Annotated in this window: 20 protein-coding genes; 16 read left to right on the plus strand and 4 right to left on the minus strand. The window is 68.2% G+C overall.

Going from position 1 to position 21,437, the window contains the following annotated elements:
- Positions 1-29: 29 nt before the first annotated feature.
- Together maiA and pgeF are read left to right on the plus strand one after the other, a co-directional pair.
- Entirely contained in the window at positions 30-671 is a 642-nt protein-coding gene (gene maiA, locus H8R02_RS29455) for a maleylacetoacetate isomerase (RefSeq protein ID WP_187085534.1), read from the plus strand.
- Positions 668-1,396, plus strand: coding sequence for a peptidoglycan editing factor PgeF (gene pgeF / locus H8R02_RS29460; protein WP_222622697.1), 729 nt, complete (start codon positions 668-670; stop codon positions 1,394-1,396). Before maiA ends, pgeF begins: the two co-directional genes overlap by 4 nt.
- On the opposite strand, the gene H8R02_RS29465 is transcribed toward pgeF, so the two are convergent.
- On the minus strand, positions 1,328-1,597 hold the full coding sequence (locus H8R02_RS29465) for a hypothetical protein (RefSeq protein WP_187085536.1): 270 nt from the start codon (positions 1,595-1,597) through the stop codon (positions 1,328-1,330). The two genes, pgeF and H8R02_RS29465, sit on opposite strands and share 69 nt — an antisense overlap.
- 94 nt (positions 1,598-1,691) lie before the next feature.
- Between H8R02_RS29465 and H8R02_RS29470 the strand changes: the two genes are divergently transcribed.
- The 7 genes from H8R02_RS29470 (at position 1,692) to H8R02_RS29500 (ending at position 11,066) form a co-directional block, all read left to right on the plus strand.
- Complete coding sequence (locus H8R02_RS29470) at positions 1,692-3,383, plus strand: PHA/PHB synthase family protein (RefSeq protein WP_187085538.1); 1,692 nt, start codon at positions 1,692-1,694, stop codon at positions 3,381-3,383.
- A 55-nt stretch (positions 3,384-3,438) separates the two neighbouring features.
- Positions 3,439-4,620, plus strand: coding sequence for an acetyl-CoA C-acetyltransferase (locus tag H8R02_RS29475; protein WP_187085540.1), 1,182 nt, complete (start codon positions 3,439-3,441; stop codon positions 4,618-4,620).
- 34 nt (positions 4,621-4,654) lie between these two features.
- Entirely contained in the window at positions 4,655-5,392 is a 738-nt protein-coding gene (gene phbB, locus H8R02_RS29480; protein ID WP_187085541.1) for an acetoacetyl-CoA reductase, read from the plus strand.
- Positions 5,393-5,489: 97 nt separating this feature from the next.
- The gene (locus H8R02_RS29485) at positions 5,490-7,337 is read left to right on the plus strand and encodes a Kelch repeat-containing protein (RefSeq protein WP_187085543.1); all 1,848 of its coding nucleotides are present in this window, start codon (positions 5,490-5,492) and stop codon (positions 7,335-7,337) included.
- Positions 7,338-7,377: 40 nt separating this feature from the next.
- A complete protein-coding gene (locus H8R02_RS29490) occupies positions 7,378-8,934 on the plus strand; it encodes an ATP-binding protein (RefSeq protein ID WP_187085545.1) in 1,557 nt (518 codons plus the stop codon).
- Positions 8,935-8,966: 32 nt separating this feature from the next.
- On the plus strand, positions 8,967-9,671 hold the full coding sequence (locus H8R02_RS29495; protein WP_255429639.1) for a response regulator: 705 nt from the start codon (positions 8,967-8,969) through the stop codon (positions 9,669-9,671).
- A 69-nt stretch (positions 9,672-9,740) separates the two neighbouring features.
- A complete protein-coding gene (locus H8R02_RS29500) occupies positions 9,741-11,066 on the plus strand; it encodes a cytochrome-c peroxidase (RefSeq protein WP_187085547.1) in 1,326 nt (441 codons plus the stop codon).
- Between the two features lie 6 nt (positions 11,067-11,072).
- Here H8R02_RS29500 and H8R02_RS29505 read toward each other — a convergent pair whose 3' ends face one another.
- Both H8R02_RS29505 and H8R02_RS29510 read right to left on the minus strand, forming a co-directional pair.
- Complete coding sequence (locus H8R02_RS29505; protein WP_187085549.1) at positions 11,073-11,483, minus strand: RNA-binding protein; 411 nt, start codon at positions 11,481-11,483, stop codon at positions 11,073-11,075.
- A 66-nt stretch (positions 11,484-11,549) separates the two neighbouring features.
- Positions 11,550-11,981: an RNA-binding protein gene (locus H8R02_RS29510; protein WP_187085551.1), complete on the minus strand. Its 432-nt coding sequence runs from the start codon at positions 11,979-11,981 to the stop codon at positions 11,550-11,552.
- Positions 11,982-12,062: 81 nt separating this feature from the next.
- Between H8R02_RS29510 and dusA the strand changes: the two genes are divergently transcribed.
- Genes dusA through H8R02_RS29535 form a run of 5 tightly spaced genes read left to right on the plus strand, consistent with a single transcriptional unit; the run spans position 12,063 to position 17,789 of the window.
- Positions 12,063-13,049, plus strand: coding sequence for a tRNA dihydrouridine(20/20a) synthase DusA (dusA, locus tag H8R02_RS29515; protein ID WP_187085553.1), 987 nt, complete (start codon positions 12,063-12,065; stop codon positions 13,047-13,049).
- 35 nt (positions 13,050-13,084) lie between these two features.
- On the plus strand, positions 13,085-15,418 hold the full coding sequence (locus H8R02_RS29520; RefSeq protein ID WP_187085555.1) for a bifunctional salicylyl-CoA 5-hydroxylase/oxidoreductase: 2,334 nt from the start codon (positions 13,085-13,087) through the stop codon (positions 15,416-15,418).
- Complete coding sequence (locus H8R02_RS29525; RefSeq protein WP_187085557.1) at positions 15,402-16,262, plus strand: enoyl-CoA hydratase family protein; 861 nt, start codon at positions 15,402-15,404, stop codon at positions 16,260-16,262. The genes H8R02_RS29520 and H8R02_RS29525 overlap by 17 nt, the downstream gene beginning before the upstream one ends.
- 1 nt (position 16,263) lies before the next feature.
- Positions 16,264-17,394 carry an acyl-CoA dehydrogenase family protein gene (locus H8R02_RS29530; RefSeq protein ID WP_187085559.1) on the plus strand — a complete coding sequence of 377 codons (1,131 nt, stop codon included), beginning with the start codon at positions 16,264-16,266 and terminating at the stop codon, positions 17,392-17,394.
- Positions 17,391-17,789 carry a RidA family protein gene (locus H8R02_RS29535; protein WP_187085561.1) on the plus strand — a complete coding sequence of 133 codons (399 nt, stop codon included), beginning with the start codon at positions 17,391-17,393 and terminating at the stop codon, positions 17,787-17,789. Before H8R02_RS29530 ends, H8R02_RS29535 begins: the two co-directional genes overlap by 4 nt.
- A 7-nt stretch (positions 17,790-17,796) precedes the next feature.
- Here H8R02_RS29535 and H8R02_RS29540 read toward each other — a convergent pair whose 3' ends face one another.
- Positions 17,797-18,672, minus strand: coding sequence for a LysR family transcriptional regulator (locus H8R02_RS29540; protein ID WP_187085563.1), 876 nt, complete (start codon positions 18,670-18,672; stop codon positions 17,797-17,799).
- A gap of 95 nt (positions 18,673-18,767) precedes the next feature.
- Here H8R02_RS29540 and H8R02_RS29545 point away from each other — a divergent pair, with 95 nt between their 5' ends.
- Positions 18,768-20,438 (plus strand): acyl-CoA dehydrogenase family protein, encoded by a 1,671-nt coding sequence (locus tag H8R02_RS29545; protein ID WP_187085565.1) that lies wholly within the window; start codon positions 18,768-18,770, stop codon positions 20,436-20,438.
- Between the two features lie 13 nt (positions 20,439-20,451).
- Positions 20,452-21,432 carry a Bug family tripartite tricarboxylate transporter substrate binding protein gene (locus H8R02_RS29550; RefSeq protein ID WP_187085567.1) on the plus strand — a complete coding sequence of 327 codons (981 nt, stop codon included), beginning with the start codon at positions 20,452-20,454 and terminating at the stop codon, positions 21,430-21,432.
- Positions 21,433-21,437: the final 5 nt, after the last annotated feature.

Here is a 21,437-nt window from a genome sequence, read left to right on the forward strand (position 1 = left end):
ACGGCTCGCCGCAGTTTATGCTTTGGCGCATGAAGCTGTACAACTACTTCCGCTCCTCCGCCTCCTTCCGCGTGCGCATCGCGCTGCAGATCAAGGGCCTGCCCTTCGAGTACCTGCCGGTGCACCTGGTCAAGGGCGAGCACAAGCAGGAAAAGTACGCCGCCATCTCCGCGTCCACGCTGGTGCCCACGCTGGAAACCGACGGCGGCGAACTGCTCGGCCAGTCGATGGCCATCATGGAATACCTCGACGAGACGCACCCCGAGCCGCCGCTGCTGCCGCGCGATGCGCTGGGCCGCGCGCGCGTGCGGGCGCTTTCGCAATTGATCGCGTGCGAGATCCACCCGCTGAACAACCTGCGCGTGCTGAAGTACCTCACGCACCAGCTCAAGGTGTCCGAGGAAGCCAAGGCCGACTGGTACCGCCACTGGGTGCGCAACGGCCTGGAGCTGTACGAGAAGGAACTCGCGCGCCTGCCCAAGGGCACGTACTCGTACGGCGACACGCCGACGATGGCCGATTGCTGCCTCGTGCCGCAGATCTTCAACGGCCGCCGCTTCAACACCGACTACACCGGCCTGGACCGCACGATGGCGGTGTTCGAAGCCTGCATGAAGCACCCGGCCTTCGACAAGGCGCAGCCCGTCAACCAGCCGGACAACGAGGGTTGACGCCGCTGCTGGTGCCCGACTGGCCCGCGCCCGCGTCGGTGCGCGCGGCGTGCAGCACGCGCGAGGGTGGCGTTTCTTCGGCGCCGTACGACTCGCTCAACCTCGGCGATCACGTCGGCGACGACGACGCGCTCGTCGCGGAGAACCGCAAGCGCTTCGAAGCGGCGCTCGCGGCGCGTCCCGTCTACATGAAGCAGGTGCACGGTGCACTTTGCGCGCAGCTGGGACGCGACACGCCCGATGGCATCGAAGCCGACGCGTGCTTCACGCGCGAGAAGGGCGTGGCTTGCACGATCATGGTGGCTGATTGCCTTCCCGTGCTGCTGACGGACAAGCAGGGGAGCGTCGTGGCCGCCACCCACGCCGGTTGGCGCGGCCTGGCCTCCGGCGTCATCGAAGCCGCCGCCTCCCGAGTGCCCGGCGCTATCGCATGGCTCGGCCCCTGCATCGGCCCGCGCAAATTCGAAGTCGGCCCCGAAGTGCGCGAAGCCTTCGTCGACGCAAGCGCGGACGCAGCGAAGTACTTCCGGCCGCACACGCAAGGCAAATTCCTCGCCGACCTGCCGGGCCTCGCAAGGCAACGCCTCCAACGGCTCGGCATCACCTCGGTGCACGGCAACGACGGCACCGACGCGTGGTGCACCGTCAGCAACGCCTCAAGGTTCTTTTCGCACCGGCGCGACCGGGTCAGCGGCCGCTTCGCCGCCGCCATCTGGCGCGGTTGATGCCTCGGCCTCGCGCCGTTCGCGTGCGCGCCGACGAGCGGGGCGGCCCATCAAATAAGCAACGAGCGAAACTGGCCCCACGCCGTACGCAAAGAAGGTAAAAACCGCACCAGCAAGTGTGCCGTTTGCGCTGGTGGCCTCCGCCACTGCCATCATGAGCGCGACATAGAGCCAGGCAAGGATGACGAGGATCAGGTACATGGTTTGGCCGGGGCTTGCGGCAACTACTTATGTTGCACCGCAACAAAGAAGATGGGATACTTCGGGTTAACCCGAAGAACAGTCAGGAGACAAGATGAATTCTGAGCCCGATTGGGTCGCGCAAGCCCAGCGTTTCCAGCAGGACCTTGCCGGCCACTGGACCCAAGCCCTCCAGTCCTTCCAGCTTGCCGCACCCGGTGCGGGCGTCAACCTTCCGCAGCTGAGCTTCTCGCCCGACAAACTCGGCGCGCTGCAGCAGGCGTACGTGAAGGAAGCCACCGAGCTGTGGAACCAGGCGCTGCAGGGCAAGCCCGTCACGCAGGACCGCCGCTTCGCCGGCGATGCGTGGTCGCAGAATCCCGTCTCCGCTTTCTCCGCCGCGGTCTACCTCCTGAACGCCCGCACGCTGCTGGGCCTGGCCGAAGCGGCCGACACCGACGCCAAGACCAAGGCGCGCCTTCGCTTCGCCGTCGAGCAATGGATGGCGGCATCCGCCCCCAGCAACTTCCTCGCGCTCAATGCCGAAGCGCAGAAGAAGGCCGTGGAGACCAAGGGCGAGAGCATCGCCAAGGGCGTGCAGAACCTGCTGGCCGATATCCAGCAGGGCCACGTGTCGATGACCGACGAGAGCGCGTTCGAAGTGGGCCGCAACGTGGCCACCACCGAAGGCGCCGTCGTGTTCGAGAACGAGCTGTTCCAGCTCATCGAATACAAGCCCCTGACGAAGCAGGTGCACGAGAAGCCTTTCCTCGTCGTGCCGCCCTGCATCAACAAGTTCTACATCCTCGACCTGCAGCCCGACAACTCGCTGCTGCGCTACCTGGTCGAGCAGGGCCATCGCACGTTCGTCGTGAGCTGGCGCAACCCCGACGCGAGCCTCGAGGACAAGACCTGGGACGACTACATCGGCGATGCCGCCATCAAGGCCATCGAGACGGTGCAGGAGATCACGGGCCAAAAGAAGATCAACGCGCTGGGCTTCTGCGTGGGCGGCACCATCCTCGGCACCGCGCTGGCGGTGCTCGCCGCGCGCGGCGAGAAGCCGGTGGCCAGCGCCACGTTCCTGACCACGCTGCTGGACTTCACCGACACCGGCGTGCTGGACATCTTCATCGACGAGAACATGGTCAAGTTCCGCGAGATGCAGATGGGCAAGGGCGGCATGCTCAAGGGCCAGGACCTCGCGTCCACCTTCAGCTTCCTGCGCCCGAACGATCTCGTGTGGAACTACGTCGTCGGCAACTACCTCAAGGGCGAGACGCCGCCGCCGTTCGACCTGCTGTACTGGAACAGCGACTCGACCAACCTGCCGGGCCCGTTCTACGCCTGGTACCTGCGCAACACGTACCTCGAGAACAACCTGGTCAAGCCGGGCAAGGTCAAGGTGTGCGGCGAGAAGGTCGACCTCTCGAACGTGGACATTCCGGTCTACATCTACGGCTCGCGCGAAGACCACATCGTGCCCATCGGCGGCGCGTACGCGAGCGTGAAGCACCTGCCGGGCAAGAAGCGCTTCGTGATGGGCGCTTCGGGCCACATCGCCGGCGTGATCAACCCGCCCTCGAAGAACAAGCGGTCCTACTGGACCAACGACAAGCTGGCCAAGGACATCGACGAATGGACCAAGGGTGCCAAGGAGCACCCGGGCAGCTGGTGGACCGACTGGTCCGCGTGGCTCAAGCCCCACGCAGGCAAGATGATTCCCGCGCCGAAGTCCGTCGGCAAGGGCACCAAGTTCAAGGCGATCGAACCAGCACCGGGTCGCTACGTGAAAGTGAAGGCCTGAAAGGCTTTCATCCCCGCGCAGGCGGGGACCCAGTTCAAACCAAGGAGCACAAGCCATGGAAGACATCGTCATCGTTTCCGCCGTCCGCACCGCAGTCGGCAAGTTCGGCGGCTCGCTCGCCAAGATCCCGGCCACCGAGCTGGGGTCCATCGTCATCAAGGAAGCGCTCGCGCGCGCCAAGGTGGACCCGGCGCAGGTCGGTGAGGTCATCATGGGCCAGGTGCTCGCCGCCGGCGCGGGCCAGAACCCCGCGCGCCAGGCGTCGCTGAAGGCGGGCCTGCCCAAGGAAGTGCCGGCGCTCACCATCAACGCCGTGTGCGGCTCCGGCCTGAAGGCCGTGATGCTGGCCGCGCAGGCCATCGCCTGGGGCGACAGCGAGATCGTCGTTGCGGGCGGCCAGGAGAACATGTCCGCCGCGCCGCACGTGCTGATGAACAGCCGCGACGGCCAGCGCATGGGCGACTGGAAGATGCAGGACACGATGATCGTCGACGGCCTGTGGGACGTGTACAACCAGTACCACATGGGCGTGACGGCCGAGAACGTGGCCAAGGCGCACGACATCTCCCGCGACAAGCAGGACGCGCTGGCGCTGGGCAGCCAGCAGAAGGCCGCCGCCGCGCAGGAAGCCGGCAAGTTCAAGGACGAGATCGTCCCCGTGACCATCCCGCAGAAGAAGGGCGACCCGGTCGTCTTCAACAGCGACGAGTTCATCAACAAGAAGACCAGCGCCGAAGCGCTGGCCGGGCTGCGCCCCGCCTTCGACAAGGCCGGCACCGTGACGGCCGGCAACGCCTCCGGCCTGAACGACGGCGCCGCCGCAGTGGTGCTGATGAGCGCCAAGAAGGCCGCCGCGCTGGGCATCCGCCCGCTCGCGAAGATCAAGGCTTTCGGCACGAGCGGCCTCGACCCCGCCACCATGGGCATGGGCCCGGTGCCCGCCACGCGCAAGGTGCTGGAGCGCGCCGGCTGGAAGGCGAGCGACGTCGACCTGTTCGAGCTGAACGAGGCTTTCGCCGCGCAGGCCTGCGCCGTCAACAAGGAGCTGGGCATCGACGCCGCCAAGGTGAACGTCAACGGCGGCGCCATCGCCATCGGGCACCCGATCGGTGCGTCCGGCGCGCGCATCCTGGTGACGCTGCTGCACGAGATGCAGCGCCGCGAGGCGAAGAAGGGCGTGGCCGCCCTGTGCATCGGCGGCGGCATGGGGGTTTCCCTCGCCGTGGAACGCGTCTGACGCGTATAAAAGCAAGGTTCAAAAGGAGACTCACATGAGCAAGAAGATCGCATACGTCACCGGTGGCATGGGCGGCATCGGCACGGCCATCTGCCAGCGCCTGCACAAGGACGGCTTCACCGTCATCGCGGGCTGCGGCCCCACGCGCGACTACAACAAGTGGCTGGGCGAGCAGAAGGAGCTGGGCTACACGTTCCACGCGTCCGTGGGCAACGTCGCCGAGTGGGAGTCCACCGTCGAGGCGTTCGCCAAGGCGAAAAAGGAGCACGGCCCCATCGACGTGCTGGTGAACAACGCCGGCATCACGCGCGACCGCATGTTCCTGAAGATGACGCCCGACGACTGGAAGGCGGTGATCGACACCAACCTGAACTCCATGTTCAACGTGACCAAGCAGGTCGTGCCGGAGATGGTGGAAAAGGGCTGGGGCCGCATCATCCAGATCAGCTCGGTCAACGGCGAGAAGGGCCAGGCGGGCCAGACCAACTACTCCGCCGCCAAGGCCGGCATGCACGGCTTCACGATGGCGCTGGCGCAGGAGCTGGCCAGCAAGGGCGTGACGGTCAACACGGTGAGCCCGGGCTACATCGGCACCGACATGGTCAAGGCGATCCGCCAGGACGTGCAGGACAAGATCGTGGCGACCATCCCCGTCAAGCGCTTCGGCGAGCCCAGCGAGATCGCATCGATCATCTCGTGGCTGGCGGGTGAAGAGAGCGGCTATTCCACCGGCGCGGACTTCTCCGTCAACGGCGGTTTGCACATGGGTTGAGGCTTCGCGCCTCGCAGGGAAAGCCGGCCGTCGTGCCGGCTTTTTTTCTGGCCGAACGGGCTTGCCCGTCGCGGGCCGATGCCTATGCTCATCCGTCATGGAGAGGGGATCGGCCGCGCGCTGCGCACCCCTTGCGGGGTGGCTGGCCCGGCTCATGCTCGCGTTCCTGTTGCTGGTGCCGCAGGCCTCCGCGGCACCGCCCGGCGCGCCCACGATGACGCTCTCCACGCAGGGCACGCGCGTCTCCATCGGCTGGAGCTCGGTCGCGGGCGCCACCGGTTATTGGCTCTACTACGCGCCTTATCCCAGTGCGAGTGCGATCGGGCGAATCGACGTCGCGACGCTCACGAGCGTCGCCGTCGACCTGCCGCCGGGCGCAGCGTTCTTCGTCGCGATCCGCGCGCGCAACGCGGACGGCGAGGGCGCGTTCTCCAACATCGGCAGCTTCGTCATCGCGGGCTCGACACCGGTCGCCACGACCGGCTCGATGGCGCTCAACGCCGGCGACTACTGGGAGTTCGAGTGGTCGAACACCACCACGTCGGGCAGCAGCAGCGGCGGCACGCGCAACAGCAGCAACGGCACGTTCCGCGCGACGCTGGGCACGGCGACGAACATCGGCGGGCGCACGGCGTATCCATTGACGGTGACGGGCGACCCCGGCTCGTACCGGCCGATCTGGACCTACCTGTCCAGCGAGGGCTCGCAACTCCTCGGCACGCGCGACGGCGCGACCTGGAGCACGGTGATGGGCGACGACGGCGGCGGGTGGAAAGGTGCGGGCTTCTTCGTGTTCTTCCGGCCCGACCTCGCGCGCACCGCGGCGACCGGCACGTTCACGGGCAACTACCGCAGCACGAGCGCGTGGACCGTGTCGCGTTCGGCGTCCACGGGCGGCTGCAGGTTCTTCTCGGAGATCGGCGACACCATCTGCGTGAACGACCCGGTGAGCTACTCCGAGACCGAGTACCAGAAGCCCGGCGTCGGCCCCATCGGCTACCGCTACACGGCCTCGGCGAGCTTTTCCGGCGGCGGCTTCCTGAGCGTGTCGAACGTGAGCAACCTCGTGGAGCTGGTGAAGAGCTCGCGGACCGCGACCGACGGAACGGTGTTCGCCGGCTCGCCGTACACGCGGCTGCCGGACCTCACCATCGCCACGCTGGTCGCCGGGGCGGGGAGCGTGGGTGGCCGCGTGCTGGTGGCCGGCGGTTTGGGGACGACCACGCCGTGGGTGCAGTTGTACAACCCCGCCACGAGTTCGTGGAGCGCGACGTCGTCCACTGGCGTGCAGGTGACCGACATCATCGGCGCCAGCGGCGGCAGGCTGTATGCGCTGGGGGCGTCGTCGCTGCTGGTGTACGACACCGCGCGCAACAACTGGTCCACCGTTGCCACCGCGCCGACGCTGCGCAACCCGTGCGGCGCCGCGGCCGTGGCCAGCGGCAAGCTGGTGCTGATCGATTGCCCGGGGACGTCTGTGATGGCGGCTTACGTGTACGACCCTTCCACCGGGCGCCAGACCGTCGGCATCGGCTATACCTCCACCGTGCTGCGGCCGGGCGTCGCCGCTGTGGGCGACGATGTGTACGTGATCGGCGGCTACACGCAGGGCGCCATCAGTTCGACCGTGCGGCGCTTCCGCACCTCCGGCAATTTCTGGGAGAACCTGACGGTGCGGCTGCCCACCGCGCGTGACGAGCCGACCGCCGTGGCGCGCGGGTCGTCGATCTACGTGATGGGCGGCACGTCCAGCTCCAACACGGCCGGCGACGGGCGCCTCGTGGAGATCCTGGACACGGGCAGCATGACCTTCAGCACCGGGCCCACGATGCCCGAGCCACGTTTCGGTTTCGCGGCCACGGAGCTCGGCGGCGCGATCTACATCGTCGGCGGGCGCGACAGCGGCCAGGCGATCCGCGCGTCGGCGTGGGTGCTGCAGCCGTAGTGTCCAAGTTTCCTCCACAGTTGCGCGCTAGCATCCGCCGATGCGCCTGCGCATCGTCCACCAACTCGCGCTGCTGCTCGCCGGCATCGCGCTGCTGTCCACGGCCGCCGTCGGCGCGCTCGTGGCGTGGAACCTGCGCGCGGGGTTTTCGGATTACCTGAAGAGCCGGGACCAGCAGCAGCTGGAGCGGTTTGCGCAGGTGGTGGCCGATCGCGTGGATGCCGGCAGCTTGACCGCCGGCAAACCGCTGCAGATGCGCGAGCTGATGGACGAATTCCTGCATCGGGACGGGCAGGCGCCGCCGCCAGGCTCGCGTGCGCAGGGGCGGCCGCCACGCGGGCCGGAAGCGCCATCCGATGCACCCGGCGAGCAGGGCGGGCCGCCGCAAGGCGGTTCGTACGGCGAAGGACGCCCTCCGCGCGGCGCCGACCCGGAAGGCCGGCCGCCACTGCGAGGCGGACCCGGTGCGCGGCCGCCGCGGCAGGGCCCGCCCGGCGGCCTGCCGCAACGCATCCAGGTGGTGGACCTGCAAGGCACGCGACTGGGCGGCCCGCCGTTTCCGCAAGGCCGCGAAGTGCTCGAGCAAGCCGTGCGCATCAACGGGCAGCCGGTCGCGTACGTGCGCATGCTGCCTAGCGAACAGCTGCAGGCCGTCGATGCAAGATTCCTGCAGCGCCAATACGCGGGGCTCGCAGGCGCACTCGCCGTGACGCTGCTGCTGGCGGTGGCACTGGCAGCGATCGCCGCGCGGTGGCTCGGCGCCCCGCTCGCGAAAGTGCAAGCAGCCACGCACCGCATCGCGCACGGCGAGCTGGACGTGATGGTCCCCGAGAGCGGCTCGCGCGAGATGGCGGCGCTGATCGCCGACGTCAACCGCATGGCGGCGTCGCTGAACCAGCTGGAGGGCGCGCGCAGGCGCTGGATCGCGCAGATGTCGCACGAGCTGCGCACGCCGCTGTCGGTGCTGCTCGGCGAGCTGGAATCGGTGCAGGACGGCGCGCGCGAAGCGAATGCCCAGACGATCGCGAGCCTGCGCGACGAAGTGCTGCAACTCGTGCGGCTGGTGAACGACCTGCACACACTGTCGATGGCCGACCTGCGTGCGCTGCCCTGCGAATTCGTGGACGGCGACGTGGGCAGCGCGCTCCAGCGCGCGGCGGCGCGCATGGAGCCGCGGCTGCGTCAGGCCGGCCTGTCGCTCGCGGTGACGCCCGGTCCGCAAGCCACCGCCTGCTGGGACTTCGGCCGCATCGCGCAGCTGCTGACCAACCTGCTGGAGAACAGCCTGCGGTACACGGATGCACCGGGGCGCGTGGACGTGCATTGGGATACCGTGGGGCGCGACGTCGTGCTGCGCGTGGACGACAGCCCGCCGGGCGTCGAGCCTTCGCAATTCGCGCAGCTCTTCGAGCCGCTGTACCGCGCCGACGAAGCGCGCCAGCGCGTCAAGGGCGCTTCCGGCGGCAGCGGGCTGGGGCTCGCCATCTGCAAGGCGATTGTGGAGGCGCACGGGGGCAGCATCATCGCGATGGCGTCGCCGTTGGGCGGCCTGCGCATCGAGGCGCGGCTGCCATTGAACGCGCATGGGGACGCATGAACGCTCACGCCGACGCCATGAAAGGATCGCCGATGACCGACGCACCACGCCGCATCCTCGTCGTCGAAGACGACGGCAAGATCGCCGACATGCTGGCCAACTACCTGCGCGCGCAAGGCTACGTGCCGGAGGTGGTGTCCAACGGCTTGCAGGTGGCGCCCGAGGTGCGCCGCAACGAACCCTCGCTCGTTCTGCTCGACCTGATGCTCCCCGGCAAGGACGGCATCGAGGTGTGCCGCGAAGTGCGCGCCTTCAGCTCCGTGCCGATCATCATGCTCACCGCGCGCATCGACGAGATCGACCGGCTGCTCGGGCTGGAAACCGGCGCGGACGACTACGTGTGCAAGCCTTTCAGCCCCCGCGAGGTGGTGGCGCGCATCCGCGCCCAGCTGCGGCGCGCGGAAGGCCGGCTCGGCCCCGCCCCGCCGTCGCATGGGTTCCACATCGACGAGGACGCGCAGCGCATCGCGTGGCAGGACCACTGGTTGCCGCTCACGCCGGTGGAGTTCCGGTTGCTTCGCCAACTGGTGCAGCGCCCCGGCCACGTGTACTCGCGCGATGCGCTGCTGCGCACCGTGCACGACGAATTGCGCGACACGACCGACCGCGCGATCGACAGCCACGTGAAGAACCTGCGCCGCAAGATCGCGAAGGTGCGGCCGCAGGGCTCGGCCATCGCTTCGGTCTACGGCCTGGGCTACCGCTTCGATCCGGAAGACGAGTCAAGCGTGAACTAGCGCACACGGCGTCCATCGTTCCTCCATATTGGGCCCGAAAAATGGCCCTCACGTTCCAAGGAGGGACCGATGAAGACCCCGATCCGCCAATCCGCCGCACTCGCCCTCGTCGCCACGCTCGCCGCCTGCGGCGGGGGCGGTGACGCCGCGCCCACCGCGCTTGCCGCCGCGCCCGCGCCGGCTGCGGCCACGACTGCAAACCCCGCAACGGCGCCCACGACGGCGCCCACGACCACGACCACGACCACGACCGCGATCGCTACCGCAACCACGACCGCTGCGGCACCCGCCGCCCCAACCGCCGGAACAACTTCGCCTGCGACGCCCGCGCCGCTTGCCCTCTCCGCCGCGGCCGCCGCATACCTCAACCTCGACATCGCCAACCTCGCCAACTACACGCCCCAACTCCCGGCGTACTACGACGCGCAGGTCGCCGGCACCGACAACACCCCGCCGACCAACCCGTCCTCCAACGCGGTCGCCACGCTCGGCCGCGTGCTGTTCCACGACAAGCGCCTGAGCATCAACAACACCGTGGCCTGCGCCTCGTGCCACCAACAGGCGCTGGGCTTCTCCGATTCGAAGCGCTTCAGCACCGGCTTCTCCGGCAACGCGTTCACGACGGCGCACTCCATGCGCATCGGCAACGTGCGCTATTTCGACCCCGGCACCATGTTCTGGGACCGGCGCGCCGCCACGCTCGAAGCGCAGGCCACGCAGCCGATCCAGAACGCGGTGGAGATGGGCTTCGATGCGGCCAACGGCGGCCTGCCTGCTCTTTTCACGAAGATGCGCTCGCTGCCGTACTACGCGGAGCTCTTCACGCTCGCCTTCGGCGACGCGACCATCAACGAGGACCGCGTGCAGCGCGCGCTCGCGCAGTTCCAGCGTGCGATGGTGTCCACCAACAGCCGCTGGGACACGGGCTTTGCGCAGGTGTTCAACCCCGCGCAACAGAACCGCGGCCTGAACAACGACCTGCCCAACTTCACCGCGCAGGAGAACCGCGGCCGGCAGATCTTCATGGGCAACAACACCAACTGCTCCGCGTGCCACGTGCCGCCGACCTTCGCGCTCGCGGCCAACTCGCGCAGCAACGGCCTGGACGCGGGCGAGACCACGGTGTTCAAGTCACCGTCATTGAAGAACGTCGGGCTGTCGTCCAACTTCATGCACGACGGCCGCTTCTCGTCGCTGGAGCAGGTGGTGGAGCACTACAACAGCGGCGTGCAGGACGGGCCCGCGCTCGACAACCGCCTGCGCGGGCCGGGGGGCCAGCCGCGCAGGCTGAACCTCACCGACGCGGACAAGGCGGCGCTGGTGGCTTTCCTGCGCACGCTCAGCGACCCGGTGCTGACGGCGGACCCGCGGTTCTCGGACCCCTTCCGCCAGTGACGATGATCACTGCTCGGTAACGAGGTCCTCGATCACCAGCCTGCGGTACTTCTGCCCGAAGGAGATCGGCAAGCCCTTGAGCACCTCCATGTAGTGCTCGGTCTCCTTGGGCGAAGGCGACTTGATCATCACGCCGTGGTGCCCTTCGCGCGCGAGGTCGACGAAGTGCCGCACCGTGGCGGCCTCGGTGCCGATGGAGGGCATCGAGTCCTCATCGCCGGCCGTGGCGGCCAGCTCGCCCAGCACGCAGGCGGGGGTGAGGTAGAGGATTTCCTCGCCGTTGTTGCCGTCCGCCATCAGGCGCCGCTCCGCTTCGCGGGCGTCCTGCTCGGTGGGGAACATCAGCACCATGTACCCGGTGGGGTAGAACACGCCGCGCAGGGTGGTCATGCCCGATTCGAGGTGGAAGGGTTTCATGTCGCCTCCTTGGAGGCACGGGGGTGCCCCCGCCGCAAGCTTGGGCCTGCGCGGCCGCGCTGTGCGTCAGACAACGCTGATACTTGTTTCTTTCCCGGCGAGGTGCTCGATGGATACGGGGCGGTACTTCTGCCCGTACGAGATGCGCGCGCCCTGCAGCACCTGCATGATGTGGCTGGTTTCGTGCCCGGTGGGCGCGTAGATCATGAGGGCGTGATGGCCGAGCTGCGCCAGCTGCAGGAAGCGTTGCACGCGGTGCATCTCCTGCGACGTGGGCTGGGCATGCGGGGCGAGGTGCCCGTCGGCGCGGGTCAGCTCATCATGGATCTGCGCCGGCGTGAGCAGCGCGATCTCCTCGCCGTCGTAGCCGTCGCCGACCAGCAGGGCCGCCGCGTCGCGTGCATCCTGTTCGCTGGCGAACATCAGGAAGATGTACCCCACGGGGTAGAAGACGCCGCCGTACGACAGCATGGCTGGCTGCAGGTGGAAGGCTTTCATCGACACCTCAAGGATGGGCTTCGCGCGGCCATTGTCAACGGCGGCCGGACCGAAGGTTAAAGTGTTCGTGTGAGTTTTTGCATGACGAAACAAGACGACTGGCGCCTTTCGGTGGCGCCGATGATGGACTGGACCGACCGGCACTGCCGCTACTTCCACCGGTTGCTCTCTAGAAAGGCCCGCCTTTACACGGAGATGGTGACCACGGGCGCGCTGCTGCACGGGGACGTACCACGCCACCTGGACTTCGATGCGGCGGAACATCCTGTTGCACTGCAGCTCGGCGGCAGCGAGCCCGCCGACCTGGCGAAATGCGCGAAGCTGGGCGAAGACTGGGGCTATGACGAAATCAACCTCAATTGCGGCTGCCCGAGCGAGCGCGTGCAGCGCGGCGCGTTCGGCGCCTGCCTGATGGCGGAGCCGCAGCTGGTGGCCGACTGCGTCAAGGCCATGGTGGACGCGGTGAACGTGCCGGTGACGGTGAAGCACCGCATCGGCATCGACAAGGGCGAGAGCTACGAGTTCGTGCGCGACTTCGTCGGCACGGTAAGCGAGGCGGGCTGCAACGTGTTCATGGTGCACGCGCGCAACGCGTGGCTCAAGGGCCTGTCGCCGAAGGAGAACCGCGAGGTGCCGCCTTTGCGCTACGAGTTCGTGCACCGGCTCAAGCGCGAGTTTCCGCAACTGGTCATCGGCATCAACGGCGGCATCACCACCGACGAGCAGGTGCGCGAGCAGCTGCAGGCGCTGGACGGCGTGATGGTCGGGCGCGAGGCCTACCACCACCCCTGGTGGCTGGCCTCCTGGGACGCGTACTACGGCGAGCCGCGCGAGGTGACCCGCGCGGGCGTCGAGAAGCAGATGGCCGAGTACATGGCGCGCGAGCGGCAGGCGCACGGCACGCCGTGGACGTCCATCGCCCGGCACATGCTGGGGCTGTGGAACGGCCAGCCGGGCGCCCGCAAGTGGCGCCAGGTGTGGAGCGACCACAAGCTGCGCGACTCGGACCCCCGCGACGTGATGGCCCTGGCCGAGGAAGCGCTGGCGCGGGCGGCCGAGATGCTTTAAACTTAAACTATCTAGGCTTCACCAAAGCGGCCCACATGAACATCGTCTGCATCGGCGGCGGCCCCGCGGGCCTTTATTTCGCGCTGCTGATGAAGAAGCAGGACCCCCGGCACGAGGTGACGGTGGTGGAGCGCAACCGCCCCTACGACACCTTCGGCTGGGGCGTGGTGTTCTCGGACCAGACGCTGGGCAACCTGCAGGCCGCCGACTCGCCGACGGCAGGCGAGATCCTCGGCGCGTTCAACCACTGGGACGACATCGAGGTCAACATCCGCGGCCACAGGATGCGCTCGGGCGGGCACGGCTTCTGCGGCATCGGGCGCAAGCGGCTGCTCAACATCCTGCAGCGGCGCTGCGAGGAGCTGGGCGTCAAGCTCGTGTTCGAGACCGACGTCCAGGGCGACGAGCAGTACCCCGACGCGGACCTCATCATCGCGAGCGACGGCCTCAACAGCCGCATCCGCACCAAATACGCGGCCACGTACCAGCCCGACATCGACATCCGCGACTGCCGTTTCGTGTGGCTGGGCACGAAGCAGAAGTTCGAGGCCTTCACCTTCGCGTTCGAGGAGACGGAGCACGGCTGGTTCCAGGCCCACGCCTACCAGTTCGACGGCGACACCTCCACCTTCATCGTCGAGACGCCGCAGGACGTGTGGCAAAGGGCCGGCCTGGACTGGATGGAGAAGGAAGAGTCCATCGCCTTCTGCGAGCGGCTCTTCGCGAAATACCTGGGTGGCCACGAGCTGATGTCGAACGCCACGCACCTGCGTGGTTCGGCGCAGTGGATCCGCTTTCCGCGCGTCGTGTGCAAGACGTGGGTGCACCACAACGGCCGGGCGCCTGTCGTGCTGATGGGTGATGCGGCGCATACCGCGCATTTCTCGGTGGGGTCGGGCACGAAGCTGGCGCTGGAGGATTCGATCGAGCTCGCGCGCTGCATCGGCCGGCATCCGGACGACCTGAAGGCCGCATTGCAGGCGTACGAGGAGATCCGCAGCGTCGAGGTGCTGAAGATCCAGAACGCCGCGCGCAATTCCACCGAGTGGTTCGAGAACGTCAAGCGCTACGTGCACCTGCCGCCCGAGCAGTTCGCGTACTCGCTGCTCACACGCAGCCAGCGCATCAGCCACGAGAACCTGCGCCTGCGCGACAAGGGCTATGTGGAGCAGTACGAGGACTGGATCGCTTCGCTCGCGGGCGTGGTGCGCACGCCGTCGAAACAGCCGATCCCGCCGATGCTCACGCCGTTCACGGTGCGCGAGACGACGCTCAAGAACCGAATCGTCGTTTCGCCGATGGCGCAGTACTCCTGCGTCGATGGCGTGCCGGGCGACTACCACCTCGTGCACCTCGGGGCGCGCGCCATGGGCGGCGCAGGGCTGGTGATGGTGGAGATGACCTGCCCCACCGCCGACGCGCGCATCACGCCCGGCTGCCCGGGGCTGTGGAACACCACGCAGCGCGATGCGTTCAAGCGCATCGTGGATTTCGTGCACGCCAACACCGACGCGAAGATCGGCATGCAGCTGGGACACGCGGGTGCGAAGGGTTCGACCTGCGTGCCGTGGGAAGGCGAGGACCAGCCGCTGGCTCGCGGTAACTGGCCCTTGATCTCCGCGTCGCCCCAGCAATACCTCGACGGCGTGAGCGACTGGTCGCGCGCCATGACTCGCGCGGACATGGACCGCGTGCGTGACGACTTCGTGCGTAGCACGCGCTACGCCGCTGAAGCGGGCTTCGACTGGCTGGAACTGCACTGTGCGCACGGCTACCTGCTCTCGTCGTTCATCTCGCCGTTGACGAACCAACGCACCGAAGAATACGGCGGCTCGCTCGAGAACCGGCTGCGCTATCCGCTCGAGGTGTTCAAGGCAATGCGCGCCGTGTGGCCGCAGCACCTGCCGATGTCCGTGCGCATCTCGGCGCACGACTGGGTGCAGGGTGGCATCACGCCCGACGACGCGGTGGAGATCGCCAAACTGTTCAAGGCCGCGGGCGCCGACATGATCGATTGCTCGTCGGGCCAGGTGAGCCCGAAGCAGAAGCCGGTGTACGGCCGCATGTACCAGACGCCGTTTGCCGACCGTATCCGCAACGAGGCGGGCATCGCGACCATCGCCGTGGGCGCGATCTCGGAAGCCGACCACGTCAACAGCATCATCGCTGCCGGCCGCGCGGACCTTTGCGCGATCGCGCGGCCCCACCTGGCCAACCCGCAGTGGACGCTGCAGGAGGCCGCGAAGATCGGCTACCACGACATCGGCTGGCCGAAGCAGTACCTATCGGGCAAGAACCAGCTGGAGCGCAACCTCGAGCGCGAGAAGCTGCAATCCGCGCAGGAGACGAAGAATGAGCGATTCAACTGAGCGCGTGGACCCCGCGCTGGCCGCGGGCAACCGCAAGCAGCTGGCGGGTTACGCCGCGCAGCACTTCAAGTGGCAGGTGGAAGGCGGCGTCGCCACCATCACGCTGAACCGGCCGGAGCGCAAGAACCCGCTCACGTTCGATTCGTATGCGGAGCTGCGCGACCTGTTCGGCCAGCTGAAGTACGCCACCGACGTGAAGGCCGTGGTGCTGGCAGGAGCAGGGGACAACTTCTGCTCCGGCGGGGATGTGCACGAGATCATCGGGCCGCTGGTGCGGCTGAAGGCGCCGGAGCTGCTGATGTTCACGCGCATGACGGGCGACCTCGTGAAGGCGATGCGCACCTGCCCCCAGCCGATCGTGGCGGCCATCGATGGCGTGTGTGCCGGTGCGGGCGCGATCATGGCGATGGCTTCGGACCTGCGGCTGGGGACGGCGCGCAGCAAAACGGCGTTTCTGTTCAACCGCGTGGGGTTGGCGGGGTGCGACATGGGTGCCTGCGCGATGCTGCCGCGGATCGTCGGGCAGGGGCGGGCGAGCGAGCTGCTCTACACCGGGCGGGCGCTCGGTGGGGAAGAGGGCGAGCGCTGGGGTTTTTTCAATCGGTTGTGCGCTCCGGAAGCAGTGCTGGGTGAAGCGCAGGCTCTCGCGCGGGACCTGGCCGCCGGCCCCACGTTCGCCAATGGCATCACGAAGACCATGCTGCACCAGGAGTGGAGCATGACGATCGAGCAGGCGATCGAGGCCGAGGCACAGGCGCAGGCGATCTGCATGCTGACGGAGGACTTCTCTCGCGCGTACCACGCGTTCGTGGCGAAGCAGAAGCCCGTTTTCCAGGGCGACTGAGATGACTTACCTCGAATGGCCGTTCTTCGAAACCCGCCACCGCGAGCTCGCGACTGCGCTCGATCGCTGGGCGGCGGAGAACCTGGCGGACCACCATGCAACTGATGTGGACGCCGAATGCCGCGCGCTGGTCAGGAAGCTCGGCTCCGCCGGCTGGCTGCAGCACGCCGTCGGGGGCACCATCGACACTCGCGCGATCTGCCTGCTGCGCGAAACGCTCGCGCGCTACAACGGCCTCGCTGACTTTGCTTTCGCGATGCAAGGCCTCGGCTCCGGTGCGATCAGCTTGCAGGGCACGCGCGAGCAGAAGGACAAGTACCTCGGCCGGGTCTCGCGCGGCGAAGCCATCGCGGCTTTCGCGCTCTCGGAGCCCGAAGCCGGCAGCGACGTCGCCGCGATGCAATGCAGCGCGCGCGTCGAAGGCGGCCACGCGATCCTCAACGGCGAGAAGACGTGGATCTCCAACGGCGACATCGCCGACTTCTACGTCGTGTTCTGCCGCACCGGCGAAGCGCCCGGCGCGCGCGGCATCTCGGCCTTCATCGTCGACGCGGGCACGCCCGGCTTCGAGATCGCCGAACGCATCCAAGTGATCGCGCCGCACCCGCTCGCGCGGCTGAAGTTCACCGACTGCAAGGTGCCGCTCGCGCAGCGCATCGGCGAGCCGGGCGAAGGCTTCAAGGTGGCGATGCGCACGCTGGACGTGTTCCGCACCTCGGTCGCCGCTGCCGCGCTCGGCTTCGCACGCCGCGCATTGCAAGAGGCGCTGCAACGCGCCACCACGCGCAAGATGTTCAACCAGACCCTTGCCGACTTCCAGCTCACCCAAGCCAAGCTGGCCCAGATGGCCACCACCATCGACAGCGCGGCGCTGCTCGTCTATCGCGCCGCCTGGCAGCGCGACCAGGGCCGCAACGTCACGAAGGAAGCCGCAATGGCCAAGATGGCGGCCACCGAAGGCGCCCAACAGGTCATCGACGCCGCCGTGCAGATGTTCGGCGGCGCGGGCGTGCGCAGCGGCGAAATGGTCGAGTCGCTCTACCGCGAGATCCGCGCGCTGCGCATCTACGAAGGTGCGACCGAGGTCCAGCAATTGATCATCGCCCGCGAACTCCTGAAGGAAATGAAATGAGCCACCAACCGATCCTGCCCGAAGGCTGGCCCCGCCCCAAGGGCTACGCCAACGGCGTGGCGGCGCGCGGCCGCATGCTCTTCATCGCCGGCATGATCGGCTGGGACAAGGAGCAGAAGTTCCACAGCGACGACTTCGCGCAGCAGTCGCGCCAGGCGCTGCAGAACGTCGCGGACGTGCTGGCGGCCGCGGGCGGCAGGCCGCAGGACATCGTGCGCATGACCTGGTACGTGACGGACAAGCGCGAGTACCTGGCCGCGGCCAAGGACATCGGCCGCGCGTTCCGTGAGGTGATCGGCCATTACGACGTGGCGATGACGGCCGTGGAAGTGAAGGCGCTGATCGAGGACCGCGCGAAGGTCGAGATCGAGGTCACGGCCGTCCTCGAGGACTGAGCAATCTTCAGCGCGCCCGCACCTGCTTGAGGAAGGCGTCCAGCGCGGCGCTGTCGTCCGCCGTGCGCCACGCGCAGAACACCTCCGAACGCGCGGTGACCTTGTCGAGCGGCACGAACACCGCACCGGGGATGGCGGAGTCCTTCAGCGCCTGCGGCACCAGCGCCACACCCAGCCCCTGCGCGACGAGCGACACGACGCTGAGCCAGTGCCGCACCTCGTGCCGCACCTCGGGGTAGAAGCCCGCGTCGGAACAGATCGCCAGCACGCGCTCGTAGTAGTCGGGCGAGGCCTCGCGCGAGAACATGACGAGCGGTTCGCCCTCGAGCTTCGCGACGGCCACCTTCCGCGCGTTCGCCAGCGCGTGCCCTTCCGGCAGGCAGCACAGGAACGGCTCCGACGCGAACAGCACGCGCGAAATCGACGGCGGCAATCGCTGCGTATGCACGAAGCCGATGTCCAGCTGCCCGTGCACCAGCTCCACGACCTGGCCTTGCGAGTTGAGCTCGCGCAGCACGAGGCGCAGCTGCGGGTGCTTCGCCTGGAAGTCGCGCAGCAGCTTGGGCAGCCCGCGGTAGAGCATGGAGCTGACCAGACCGATGCGCAGGCGCCCGGCGAACCCCTTGTCCACCTCACGCGCGTGGCGCGCCGCGTCGCCGGCCTGCTCCAGCAGGGCGCGTGCGCGCGGCACGAACTCGCGGCCGGCGGCGGTGAGGCGCACCTCCTTGCTGTTGCGGTGGAAGAGCTTCACGCCGAGCGACTCCTCCAGCTGGCGGATGTTCTGCGACAGCGGCGGCTGCGAGATCGCCAGCCGCTGCGCCGCGCGGCCGAAGTGCAGCTCTTCGGCGACGGCGAGGAAGTAGCGCAGGTGGCGGAATTCCATGTTTCGATTATCGAATCGTTGGAGTCGTATTCGATATTGGACACCTATCGGCCGCAAGGCAAAAATGGGCGAAACCCGAAAACAGGAGACGAGCCATGACAGCCCACCCGGTGCCCGACCAGCACGGCGCCAACCTGTACACCACCGACCCCGCGCTGCGCGACCTGCTGCAGGTCTACATGCCGCGCGAACTGCTCGCGCACCTGGAGCCGGTGCTCACGCGCCTCGGGGCGCTGGCGGGCGGCGAACTGGATGACCTGGCCGGCATCGCGGACAGGAACCCGCCCACGCTCGAGCTGCGCACCCGCACCGGCATCGACCAGCAGCGCATCGACAAGCACCCGGCGTACGTGGAGATGGAGCGCCTGGCCTTCGGCGAATTCGCACTGGCCGCCATCTCGCACCGGCAGGACGTGCTCGGCTGGGAGGGGCAGCTGCCCGCTGTCGTCAAGTACGCGCTGACCTACCTCTTCGTGCAGGCGGAATTCGGCCTGTGCTGCCCGGTCTCGATGACCGATTCGCTCACGCGCACGCTCAAGAAGTTCGGCTCGCCGGATCTCGTGCAGCGCTGGCTGCCTTCGCTCACCAGCCTGGACCTCGATACGCTGTCGCAAGGCGCGATGTTCATGACGGAGCAAGGTGCGGGCTCCGACATCGCCGCCACCACGACGCTCGCGCGGCCCGACCTGCAGCATCCCGGCGCATGGCTGCTCACCGGCGACAAGTGGTTCTGTTCGAACCCGGATGCGGCGCTGGCGATGGTGCTCGCGCGCGTCGAAGGCGGCCCGGCGGGCATGAAGGGCGTGTCGCTCTTCCTGCTGCCGCGCGACCTGGAGGACGGCACGCACAACCACTACCGGATCATCCGCCTGAAGGACAAGCTCGGCACGCGCTCGATGGCCAGCGGCGAGATCCGCCTCGAGGGCGCGCGCGCATGGCTCGTCGGCGAGCAGGGCCGCGGCTTCGTGCAGATGGCGGACATGGTGAACAACTCGCGCCTGTCAAACGGCGTGCGCGCCGCCGGCTTGATGCGCCGCGCGGTGAGCGAGGCCATGCATGTGGCGCGCAACCGTGAGGCCTTCGGCCGCAAGCTCATCGACCTGCCGCTGATGCGCCGCCAGCTGCTCAAGCTGCAGGTGCCCGCCGAGCAGGCGCGCACGATGGTGTTCCAGACCGCGCAGGCGCTGCGCGCCGCCGACGCGGGCGACGAGGCGGCGAAGCCGCTCGCGCGCATCCTCACCCCGCTCATCAAGTTCCGCGCCTGCCGCGATGCGCGCAAGGTGACGGGCGACGCGATGGAAGTGCGCGGCGGCTGTGGCTACATCGAGGAATGGGCCGACCCGCGCCTCGTGCGCGACGCGCACCTCGGCTCGATCTGGGAAGGCACGAGCAACATCGTGGCGCTGGACGTCGTCCGCGCGATCCGCCGCGAAGGCTCGCTCGCCGCGCTGCAATCGCACTGGCAGTCGCAGCTGGACGAGATGACGCTCGACGCCGCGCTGCGTGCGCGCCTGCAGTCGGCGGCGAAACGCGCGACGGCGCTCGCGCAGGCCGCCGCCGAAGCCGGGCAGGACGCGATCGCGCGGCAGGCGGCCTCGGCGCTGTACCACGTGACCAGCGCCATCGCGATGTGCTGGGAGGCGCACCGCATGGGCAAGCCGCAACGCACGGAATGGGCGGACCTCGTGCTGCGCCACCGCCTCGAACCGAAAGACCCGCTCGCCGCCGACATGGCGCCCCTGAACGACAGCCTGCTCGCCCACTGACATGACCCGACCCATGAACCGCCGCCAGACCCTGCAAAGCCTCGCCGCGCTCGGCGCCATCGCAGCCAGCCCCTTCGCCTTCGCGCAAGGCGGCTACCCGGCCAAGACCGTTTCGCTCGTCGTGCCCTACGCGCCCGGCGGCCCCACCGACGCGATGGCGCGGATCCTCGCCACGGCGATCAAGCCGCACCTCGGCCAGACGATGATCGTCGAGAACAAAGCCGGCGCGGGCTCGAACATCGGCGCCGAGTACGTGGCGCGCGCCGAAGCCGATGGCCACACGCTCCTCTTCGGCACCTCCGCGCCGCTGGGCATCAACCTGTACCTCTACCCGAAGATCAACTACGACCCGTTCCGCAGCTTCGCGCCGGTGGTGCAGGTGGGCTACCTGCCGAACGTGCTGGTGGTCCACCCCTCCGTCCCGGCGAAGAACGTGAAGGAGCTCATCGCCCACGCGAAGGCGCAGCCGGGCAAGCTCGCGTTCGCGTCCTCCGGCAGCGGAGCGTCGTCGCACCTGGCCGGCGTGATGTTCAACATGCGCGCCGGCACCGACATCCAGCACGTGCCGTACAAGGGCACCGGCCCGGCGCTCAACGACCTGCTCGGCGGGCAGGTGGCGATGTCGTTCACAGACGTGCTCACGGCGCTGCCGCACATTCGCGCGGGCAAGCTGCGCGTGCTGGGCGTGACGTCCGCCAAGCGCTCGAAGGCGCTGCCCGATGTGCCGACGCTCGCGGAGCAGGGCTTGAAGGACTTCGACGCCAGCGTGTTCTTCGGCATCGTGGTGCCCTCGGGCACGCCGCAGGACGTGGTGACCAAGCTCAACGCCGCCTTCACCGCCGTGCTGCAGCAGCCCGACGTGAAGGAGCGCCTGTCGCAGCAGGGGCTGGAGCCGCCGCCGAACTACACGCCCGCGCAACTGGCCGGCTACATGCGGTCCGAAGCCGCGAAGTGGCGCGAGGTGATCCAGGCGTCCGGCGCCAAGGCCGATTGAAGGAG

The organism is Ramlibacter albus, from assembly GCF_014297445.1.
Classification (GTDB): domain Bacteria; phylum Pseudomonadota; class Gammaproteobacteria; order Burkholderiales; family Burkholderiaceae_C; genus Ramlibacter; species Ramlibacter albus.